Annotated in this window: 7 protein-coding genes and 1 pseudogene; 4 read left to right on the top strand and 4 right to left on the bottom strand. The window is 72.4% G+C overall.

Annotation, left to right across the window (positions count from 1 at the left end):
• The first annotated feature begins 155 nt into the window (after positions 1–155).
• The 4 genes from rsmG (at position 156) to NBX02_RS22740 (ending at position 4,248) form a co-directional block, all read left to right on the top strand.
• Complete coding sequence (rsmG, locus tag NBX02_RS22755; RefSeq protein WP_250286123.1) at positions 156–893, top strand: 16S rRNA (guanine(527)-N(7))-methyltransferase RsmG; 738 nt, start codon at positions 156–158, stop codon at positions 891–893.
• Positions 790–1,851, top strand: a complete 1,062-nt coding sequence (locus NBX02_RS22750; protein ID WP_445548592.1) for a ParA family protein — start codon at positions 790–792, stop codon at positions 1,849–1,851. The genes rsmG and NBX02_RS22750 overlap by 104 nt, the downstream gene beginning before the upstream one ends.
• Entirely contained in the window at positions 1,848–2,798 is a 951-nt protein-coding gene (locus NBX02_RS22745) for a ParB/RepB/Spo0J family partition protein (RefSeq protein ID WP_250286125.1), read from the top strand. Before NBX02_RS22750 ends, NBX02_RS22745 begins: the two co-directional genes overlap by 4 nt.
• 802 nt (positions 2,799–3,600) lie before the next feature.
• Positions 3,601–4,248, top strand: a complete 648-nt coding sequence (locus tag NBX02_RS22740; RefSeq protein WP_250286126.1) for a GNAT family N-acetyltransferase — start codon at positions 3,601–3,603, stop codon at positions 4,246–4,248.
• Between the two features lie 360 nt (positions 4,249–4,608).
• Here the strand turns inward: NBX02_RS22740 and NBX02_RS22735 are convergent, their stop codons facing one another.
• The 4 genes and pseudogenes from NBX02_RS22735 to NBX02_RS22720 all read right to left on the bottom strand — a co-directional run.
• Positions 4,609–5,943, bottom strand: a complete 1,335-nt coding sequence (locus tag NBX02_RS22735) for an N-acetylmuramoyl-L-alanine amidase (protein ID WP_445548593.1) — start codon at positions 5,941–5,943, stop codon at positions 4,609–4,611.
• A 510-nt stretch (positions 5,944–6,453) separates the two neighbouring features.
• Positions 6,454–6,780 (bottom strand): thioredoxin, encoded by a 327-nt coding sequence (gene trxA / locus NBX02_RS22730; RefSeq protein WP_250286129.1) that lies wholly within the window; start codon positions 6,778–6,780, stop codon positions 6,454–6,456.
• A gap of 174 nt (positions 6,781–6,954) precedes the next feature.
• Complete coding sequence (gene trxB / locus NBX02_RS22725; protein WP_250293095.1) at positions 6,955–7,992, bottom strand: thioredoxin-disulfide reductase; 1,038 nt, start codon at positions 7,990–7,992, stop codon at positions 6,955–6,957.
• A 334-nt stretch (positions 7,993–8,326) separates the two neighbouring features.
• Positions 8,327–9,091 (bottom strand): annotated as a pseudogene (locus NBX02_RS22720) (hypothetical protein); the annotation flags it as partial.

The raw sequence follows: 9,091 nt of genomic DNA, 5'->3' as shown, positions 1-9,091 counted from the left end.
CGCCGCGCCCGCCGCGCCCGCCGCGCCCGCCGGGATCGGCTCCCCAGGCTGGTTCTCGGGCCTGCCGGGCCGGCGAAGTCGATCCGGTGGGAATCCCGGAGCGTGCCGAAGGCTGGTTGCGCCGTTTGTGTCCCGCTGTCGAGCATGCTGGTCGGATGGTGACTGTGTACGATCCCCCGCCCATCGCTCCCGAGGTCTTCGGAGCCGGTTTCGAGCTCGCCCGCGTCTACGCGGACCTCCTTGCCACCGCTGGTGTCGAACGCGGCCTGATCGGCCCTCGAGAGGCCGACCGGCTCTGGGAGCGTCACCTGCTCAACAGCGCGGTCGTGGCGGATGTTGTCGATCACGCGGCGGCCGTCGTGGACGTGGGCAGCGGAGCCGGGCTGCCCGGGATACCGCTTGCCCTCGCTCGTCCCGATCTGCGGGTGACCCTGCTCGAGCCGATGCAGCGCCGCTGTCTGTTCCTCCAGGAGGCGGTGGGCCGGCTCGGTCTTGAGGGGCGGGTCATCGTGCTTCGCGGACGCGCGCCCGACGCTGCCGCTACCGTGGATACCCGCGCGTTCGATGTCTGCGTTGCACGGGCCCTCGCGCCCCTGGAACGGTTGGGCGCGATGCTCCTACCAATGGTGAAACCGGGCGGTGTCATGCTTGCACTGCGCGGGGCAAGCGTTGTCGAGGAGCTGTCGGTCGCGCGAGGTGAGCTGGAGACCCAGGGCTGGCGTGATGTGGCTGTCGTGAAGTGCGGGGTTGGACGGGTGACCGAGCCGGCCACCGTACTGCGCGCCGTCCATGCGGCGCCACAGCCTGGGCGCCGACAGGGAAGTGGGAAAACGCGTGAAACGCGGCGAGGACGGGAGGCGCAACGTGCAGGTGGGCGCGCACGTTCCACGTGAAACAGCGCCAGGAGGAAGTAGCAGATCCATGCGCGTGGCGCGGAACGGTGTTCGTCCCGCCGACACGTCGCTGGATACGAACGATCCATCCACCCCTATCGGAGCGGCGGCAGCAGCGGCAGTGGAAGCCTTGACAATGGAACGACGACGGCCGTTTCCCCGGCCGACGCGACAGCGCATCATCACTGTGGCGAACCAGAAGGGCGGGGTGGGGAAAACCACCACCACGGTCAATCTCGCCACGGCCCTGGCCATGCACGGATGCCGGGTCCTCTGCATCGACCTGGACCCGCAGGGCAACGCATCGACGGCTCTCGGGGTCGACCACCGTTCCGGTGTCCCGTCCATCTACGAGGTGCTGCTCGGGGACCGGCCGCTTGAGGAGGTCGTCGTCAGGTCGTCCGAGGCCGAGGGGCTGTACTGCGCCCCGGCCACGATCGACCTCGCCGGCGCGGAGATCGAGCTGGTGTCGGTGGTGGCGCGGGAGACCCGGCTGCGCCGGGCGATCGCCGGGCTGCGGCAGGAGGTCGACTACATCCTGGTGGACTGCCCGCCGAGCCTCGGGCTGCTCACCGTCAACGCCCTGGTGGCCGCCAAGGAACTCCTGATACCCATCCAGTGCGAGTACTACGCGCTTGAGGGGCTGGGACAGCTCCTGCGTAACGTCGAACTCGTGCAGGCACACCTCAACCCCGAGCTTCGGCTGTCTACCATCATCCTGACCATGTACGACTCGCGGACGCGGCTGGCGGACCAGGTCGTGCACGAGGTCAAGGAGCACTTCGGCAGCCGCGTCCTGGGCACGACCATCCCGCGTAACGTGCGGATCGCCGAGGCGCCGAGCTACGGCCGCTCGGTGCTGACCTACGACCCCGCCTCCCGCGGGTCGCTGTCCTATCTGGCCGCCGCGCGTGAAATCGCCGAGCGGGGCTTCGAGCCGAACGGAGTGGGAGTGTGACCGCGCGCCGGGGTGGGCTGGGACGCGGCCTGGGAGCACTGATCCCGACCGGGACGGAGGGCGTCGGCGGGATCAGCACGAGTATTGACGACGGTTTCGGGCTGCCGGTCGGACCGGCGCCCGTCCACGGCGCCACCTTCCGGGAGGTCCCGGTCGACTCGGTGACGCCGAACCCCCGCCAGCCGCGGACGCACTTCGACGAGGACGCCCTGGAGGAGCTGGCCGCGAGCCTGCGGGAGGTCGGCCTGCTCCAGCCCATCGTCGTCCGCGAGATCATGCCCGGACGCTACGAGCTGGTCATGGGCGAACGGCGCTGGCGGGCGTCCAGGCTTGCGGGCTTCAGCCAGATCCCCGCCATCGTGCGGGACACCGCCGACGACGCCATGCTGCGCGACGCCCTGCTGGAGAACCTGCACCGCCAGCAGCTCAACCCGCTGGAGGAAGCGGCCGCCTACGAGCAGCTCCTGCGCGACTTCGGCGCCACCCACGAGGAACTCGCCGGGAAGCTCGGGCGCTCCCGCTCCCACGTCACCAACATGATCCGACTGCTGGGGCTGCCGCCGGCCGTGCAGCGACGGGTGGCGGCCGGCGTGCTCTCGGCCGGCCACGCCCGCGCGCTGCTGTCGCTGGAGGATCCCGATGCGCAGGACCGGCTCGCCACCCGCATCGTCGCCGAGGGGCTGTCCGTGCGGGCCGTCGAGGAGATCGTCGCGCTGGGCGAGGAGGGGCCGCGGCGGACGCCGCCCCACCGCCCGCGGGTCACCTCGCCGGCCCTGCACAAGCTCGCATCCCGTCTCTCCGACCAGTTCGACACACGGGTGAAGGTCGACATGGGCCGGAACAAGGGAAAGATCACGGTTGAGTTCGCGAGCATCGAGGACCTGGAGCGGATCGTCGCGGTGATGACGGCGTCGGGAGCCGTCTCCTCGTCTTCCTCGTCCGGGTGAGGGCTCCCGGCCCGGACGAGGAAGACGAGGAGAGGCCGCTGTTTCACGTGGAACCTCGCGCCCACGTGAAACAGCGCAGCCGTCCGCAGGGCCTCCACGGGCCTCGGGGGCTGACCGAACACCGTCGCGGGGATGCCGAAGGGCGAGTTCCCGGACACCTCAGCTGCCTGATGGCCGGCCACGGGGTGGTGCCGTTGGCGGCGTGGCCCGTAAGCGCGAACTCCCGGACGCCTGAAGCGTCCCAGGGGCCGGAGCACCCACAGCCATGAATCGGCTTCCGCGTCCCCCCGAGCCTGGGTATTCGGGAGACCTGGGTACTCGGGAGAGACACGGTGGCCCCACCGCGCCAGTGGCGCGGCTTGCTCCCCTGCGAGCCCGGGTGCTCGAAGGGGAGCCCAGATGGGGAAAAGCCGGGAAAAGCCCGGACGCGCTGGTGAGAGCCGGCCGGCCGGAGAGTCAGCCCCGTGTCGAGCCGATGCCCACCCTGGCCGTCGTGTCCCGCTGGTTCCCGGCCGAGGGCCAGGGGGCAGAGGGCCGGGGAGCCGAGGGCCGGGGAGCCGAGGGCCGGGGAGCCGAGGGCCGGGGAGCGGCGCTGCCTGAGCGCTCCCGGCAACGCCTCCGGAGCTGCCTGGGCACGACGGCTGGGGCGAACGTTGCCTGGCACGGCACCGTCCGGCCCGGCACGGCCGGGTGGATCCGGAACAGGCCGATGAGGATCAGGACGGCCGAGCTAGTCTGACCCTGTGCGAGATGCCAGCGTTGCCGTCGCCGCCAGAAGCCGGGCCGGGTGGGACGTCGAATCATGAGCCGCCGCATCGCCAACATCACTCTCGACAACATCGACGACCTGCCGGTGCGATGTCGCCGATGCGTCTTCTGGGAGCTCGACCCCGTCGCCCGTAGCCGGGCCGAGGAGGCCGGGGACACCGCGCTGGAGAAGGAGGCGTGGGTGTCCTCCGCCCTCCTCGAGTGGGGAAGCTGCGGAAAGATCATCTACGTGGACGGTGTCCCGGCCGGTTTCGCGATGTACGCGCCGGCCGCGTACGTGCCCCGGTCGGTTGCCTTCCCGACCAGCCCGGTCAGCCCGGACGCCGTCCTGCTCATGACCGTGAAGATCATGGAGGACTTCGCCGGGCAGGGCCTGGGGCGCATCCTCGTCCAGACGATCGCCAAGGACGTGTTCCGGCGCGGCTTCCGTGCCATCGAGGCGTTCGGCGACCTCAAGGGCGAAGGCACCCGGTGCGTGGTGCCCGCCGACTACCTGCTCGCCGTCGGCTTCAAGACCGTGCGGCCCCACCATCGGTGGCCACGGCTGCGGCTCGAGGTCAAGAACACCGTGAGCTGGCGGGAGGACGTCGAGGTGGCCCTCGAGCGGCTGCTGGGGTCGATGGCGCCCGAAGGGATGCTGCGTCAGGTCGGAGGCGTCGCCGGGACCGTTCCAGCGGGCTGACCTCCGGCCGTCCGGCGGCCCTGGCTGCTCCCGTTCCTCCGTTTCCCGTGGCTTCCGCTGTCCCTCCCCCGCCGCTGCCTCCTCCGGTGCGGGCGGGCCGTTCCGCCGTCCACCGGCCTTCTCGACAGCATCGGACAGCGCGGGACGGGTTCTGACGACACCGGACGACACCGGACGGCGCGGTGCGGGACGGTGCGGGACGGTGCGGGACGGTGCGGGACGGTGCGGGACGGTGCGGTGCGGCGCGGGACCGGTGGGGCGAGGAAGCCGGCTGCCCCGGTCTTCCAGGGCGGAAGGATGTCAGCGCGCTGGAGACCCGGCGGGCGTCCAGGCCAGCGGCTCCGGTCCGCAGCCGTCGGGTCAGCGGGGGCGGCGGGAGGCGAGGGTCGGGACTCGCAGCTGGCCGGTCGGTGGGTCAAGGTCCGGCGGCAGGAACAGCCGCTGCACCGCGGCGAGGATCGCCTCGGCGACGGTGTCCCGGAACTCCGGCGACCCGAGCGCGGCGGCGTCGTGCGGGTTCGTCAGATACCCCAGATCCGTCCGGATCGCCGGCATCCTCGTCCGCCGCAGCAGCTCCCACGTCTTGGCGTGGGTCCGGCAGTCGACCAGGTCCGTGCGGGAGACCAGCTCCTTCTGGACGAGCGTGGCCAGCCGCTCGCCCACGGCGGACGAGCCCCGGGCGTTGCCGAAGTAGTAGGACGACACCCCCTGGGCCCGGGGTGACCTCCCCGCGTCCAGGTGCAGCGACACCAGCAGGTCCGCGCCGATCTCGTTCGCGCGGTGCGCCCGCTCGACGTCGTCCGGGGACTCGTGCGGGCCGTGCAGGAGGTAGGCCTCCAGCCCGGAGGCCAGCAGCCGGGCCTCCAGCCGGGCGGCGAGATCGGCGATGAGGTCACGCTCGCAGAGGTCGCCGACGGTGACTCCAGGGTCGTTCCCGCCGTGGCCGGGGTCGACCGCGACCACGACACCGAGCAGGGACGGGCCCCGCTGGAGCAGCCGCACCGACTCCCGCAGCACGTCCGGGCGGCCACCGACGACGGTGCGCTCCAGCTTCTTCAGCTCCCGCAGGGTCAGCGGCCCGCAGCGGCCGTCGGGCTCCAGCGCGCGGTTGTACTGGAAGTCCCTGAGGGCCGCCTCGGTCCGCGGGCCGAAGATGCCGTCCGTCCGTCCCACGTCGAACCCCATGTTCGACAGCCGTTCCTGCAGCGCTGCCACGTCGTCCCCGATGAAGGGATGGTTGACGCTGTAGAAGAGCAGCCGGTCGCCCAGCCTGCGACGGGCCTCCTCCAGGGCGCGGAAGGTGTCCGGGCCGACGATGCCGTCCGCGGACAGCCCCCGGCTCTGCTGGAACGCCCGGACGGCCCGGTCGAGGGCGGCGTCGAACTCCAGGGCCACGTCGAGTTCGCGGGCGGCACTGAGTTCGCGAGCGGCATCGAAGCGGGCCGCCGCCGGCGGCGGCCTGTCGGGTGTTCCCGCCCGGGCACCGCTTCGTGGCCCGCCCGGTAGCCCGCCGCCCGGCAGCCCGCTGGTCGGTGGTCCGGCCGGTTGTGGCAGATCTGTCCCGCTCGGCCGCAGCCGGCCGGCCGCGGAGGCCTCCTGCTGGTGCGGCGCGGCCGGCAGGAACGACAGGGAGATCAGCGCGGCGCGTATCTCGGCGACCGAGGGGTCGCGGTCGCCGAGACGCAGGAGTTTGATCCTGCGGTTACCACTCGAACCTGCTCGCGGACGGGTCACGGAGACACAGGCTAGCGGCTGGGGCGTCTCTGACAGATGTTCGATCGCGTGGGTGGCGCCCACGCGGCCACCCGCCGCGTTGTCGTCGTCGCCCATAACTTCCGCTGTGAAACGCCCCCGTCCGGCAGTAGGCGCCGCGGGGGGACCCCGCTGTCCTCCGCCGGGCGGGAGGCCGCCTGGGCGCCGTCCGCATCGGCCAACGTCCATCAGGCACGCCCTGGACCCGCCGCCGTCGCCGCGGTCGTGGGGCAGCCGGGTGGCGGCCGGTGGATTTTCCCGTGCCGGCGGCGGCCCGGCCCACGCGGGTCCCGGCGGGCCGAGCCGCGGTGGCCGTGCTTCTCGCACGCCTGTGGCCTGCCTGGATCGGCGGACCGATCCGGACAGGCCACAGGTCCGGTGGGACGCGCGGGACGCCCCTTCCGACGGGCGTCCGCGGTGGGCGTCCCGGGGGACGCCTCAGATGCACACGCCTCAGATGTACGCGGAGAGATCCCGCAGCAGGGCGGCCTTCGGCTTCGCGCCGACGATGCTCTTGTCCACCTCGCCGTTGACGAACACGGCCAGGGTGGGGATGGACAGGATCTGGTACTGCCGAGCGGTCTGCGGGTTCTCGTCGATGTTGAGCTTGACGACCCGCAGCTTGTCACCGTGCTCGGCGGCGATCTCCTCGAGGACCGGGGCGACCAGCCGGCAGGGCCCGCACCACTCCGCCCAGAAGTCGACCAGGACGGGCACCTTGCTCTTCAGGACCTCCTCGGTGAAGGTGTTGTCGGTGACGGGCTGGGTGGCTCCTGCCATGATGATCTCCTCCTGGTTGTTGTCGATGCTTTCGGTTGTCGCCGCCGGGCCGGTCATCGCCGGTGGGCACCGTGTGGACGGCCGCGCCGCCGGCCGGGGACGGCGCGCCCGAGACTGCGTCCGTCGGCACGGGCACGGGCACGGGCACGGACACGGACACGGGTGGCGGGGTGGTCAGGACGGGGCGGCTCCGGCGACAGCCTCGGCGGGCGCCCGGGGCGGCCGACCGGTCGCGTCCTCGCGGGCGGCCAGATGGCGTTCGGCGTCCAGCGCCGCGGCGCACCCGGTGCCGGCCGCCGTGATGGCCTGCCGGTAGATGTGGTCCACGACGTCGCCGCAGGCGAACACACCGGGCAGGCTGGTGCGGGTGGACGGATGCTCGACCGCGACGTAGCCGGCGGCGTCCAGGTCGAGCTGGCCGCGGACGAGTTCGGTGCGCGGCTCGTGGCCGATGGCGACGAACAGCCCGCTGGCGGCTATCTCGCTGGTCTCACCGGTCACGGTGTCGCGGACCCGGACGCCGGTGACCCGCTCCTCGCCGAGGACTGCCACGACCTCGGCGTTCCAGCGAAAAAGGATCTTGTCGTTGGCGAACGCGCGCTGCTGCATGATCGCGCTTGCCCGCAGCCTGTCCCGCCGGTGGATGATGGTGACGGATCGGCCGAAGCGGGTCAGGAACGTCGCCTCCTCCAGCGCGGAGTCACCGCCGCCGACGACGAGGATGTCCTGGTCCCGGAAGAAGAAGCCGTCGCAGGTCGCGCACGCGGACACCCCGCGTCCCAGCAGCCGCTCCTCGTCCGACAGGCCGAGCCGGCGGTACGCCGAGCCGGTGGCGATGATCACGGTGTGGGCGCGGTAGGTCCGGTCCTCGGCAGTCACGATCTTCGGGTCGGCCCGCAGGTCGACCGCGGTGACGTCCTCGGCGAGCAGTTCCGCGCCGAAGCGCTCGGCCTGCCGGCGGATGCCTTCCATCAGGTCGGGGCCCTGGATGCCCTCGGGGAAACCGGGGAAGTTCTCCACCTCGGTCGTGGTCATCAGCGCGCCGCCGGCAGCCACCGAACCCTCGAAGACCAGCGGGCGCAGGTTCGCGCGCGCCGTGTATATCGCCGCGGTGTAGCCGGCCGGACCGGATCCGATGATGATGACATCTCGGACATCGGGATCCCGGGCGCCCGGGATGCTCGATTCGTTCCCGCTGCTGTGCGCGGTCACATCTCCACCTGTCCCTTCAGATCGCCGGCTGTCGCCGGTGAGGCCGTGCGCCAGCCACAACTGTCCCATTGCGCACCCGATTCCCTCGTCTGTGCTCCCGCACCGCCGCCGGGCTCGCCCGGCCGTGCCCCGCCGGGCGACGCCAGGCCCGCCCGGCGTCGCCCGCGGAACTGTCGCGGCAGCGCCGGAGCCGCTTCGCGAAGGGCCGCGGATCGTTACCGGCGCACCTGTGACCAGGGGCCGGGCATGACCTGGGCCGCACCCGGCGGATGATGGCCGCCCGCACGGGCGGCCGCCCGCGTCCACCGGCATCCAGCGGCCATGGCCCGGTTGGCTACCGCCGGGGCGTGGTGGTGCTGTACCACGTTGCGGCCGCGATGTTGGTCACCCCGCACCGCTCGTCAAGGACGATCACTTGCAGCTTGTCGGGATCGGCCGGGACGGACAGCACGACGAGCACGGCCGGCCGCCCGTCGAAAGCAACGAGATCCAACGCGATGACGTTGCCGCCGCTCTGGGTCGCCAGGCTGAGGTAGCAGGTGCGCAGGGCCGGCTGGGTGAGCTCGGTGACGAGGGCCGCCGCGGCGGCGGGCGGTAGCGGCGCCGCCGCGGCGGCGTAGTCGCGCAGCGGCACCTTGAGCGTCCCCTTGATCCGTCCGGACAGCAGGTCGAGGGTGTGCTGGGGGACGTCGGAGATGCTGAGCGGATGCCCGGTGTGCGCGAATATCGCCGCCGTGGCGGTGGCGGCGCCCTCGTCGGCGTCGACCGCCGTCGTGGCGGGGGCCGCGGGAGCCGCCGCACCGTCGCTCGAGCCTCCCCCCGCGGCACTGCGCGCCCCCTCGGACGATCCGGTGATGTCGGCCGACAGCGGTGCCACGGCCTGGCTGACGGCCTCGCTGGCGGTGTTCCGCCCGGTCTGCCGGCCCAGCACCCCCACGAGGCCGATCACCGCGACGATAACCGTCAGGCAGGCCGCCGCCGCGCTCAGCCACGGAGGGATCTGCCCCACCTGGAGCGGCCGCCCGGTCTGCCTGACGCGGCCACGCGCCCATTCCCCCGGCGCCCCGGGACGCGGCCGGTCGCGCGTGCGGGACTGCCG

This window comes from Protofrankia sp. CiP1_Cm_nod1 (assembly GCF_920888515.1).
Classification (GTDB): domain Bacteria; phylum Actinomycetota; class Actinomycetes; order Frankiales; family Frankiaceae; genus Protofrankia.
Note: the sequence above shows the minus strand (reverse complement) of the source record. Positions and strands in the feature narration are given on the sequence as shown.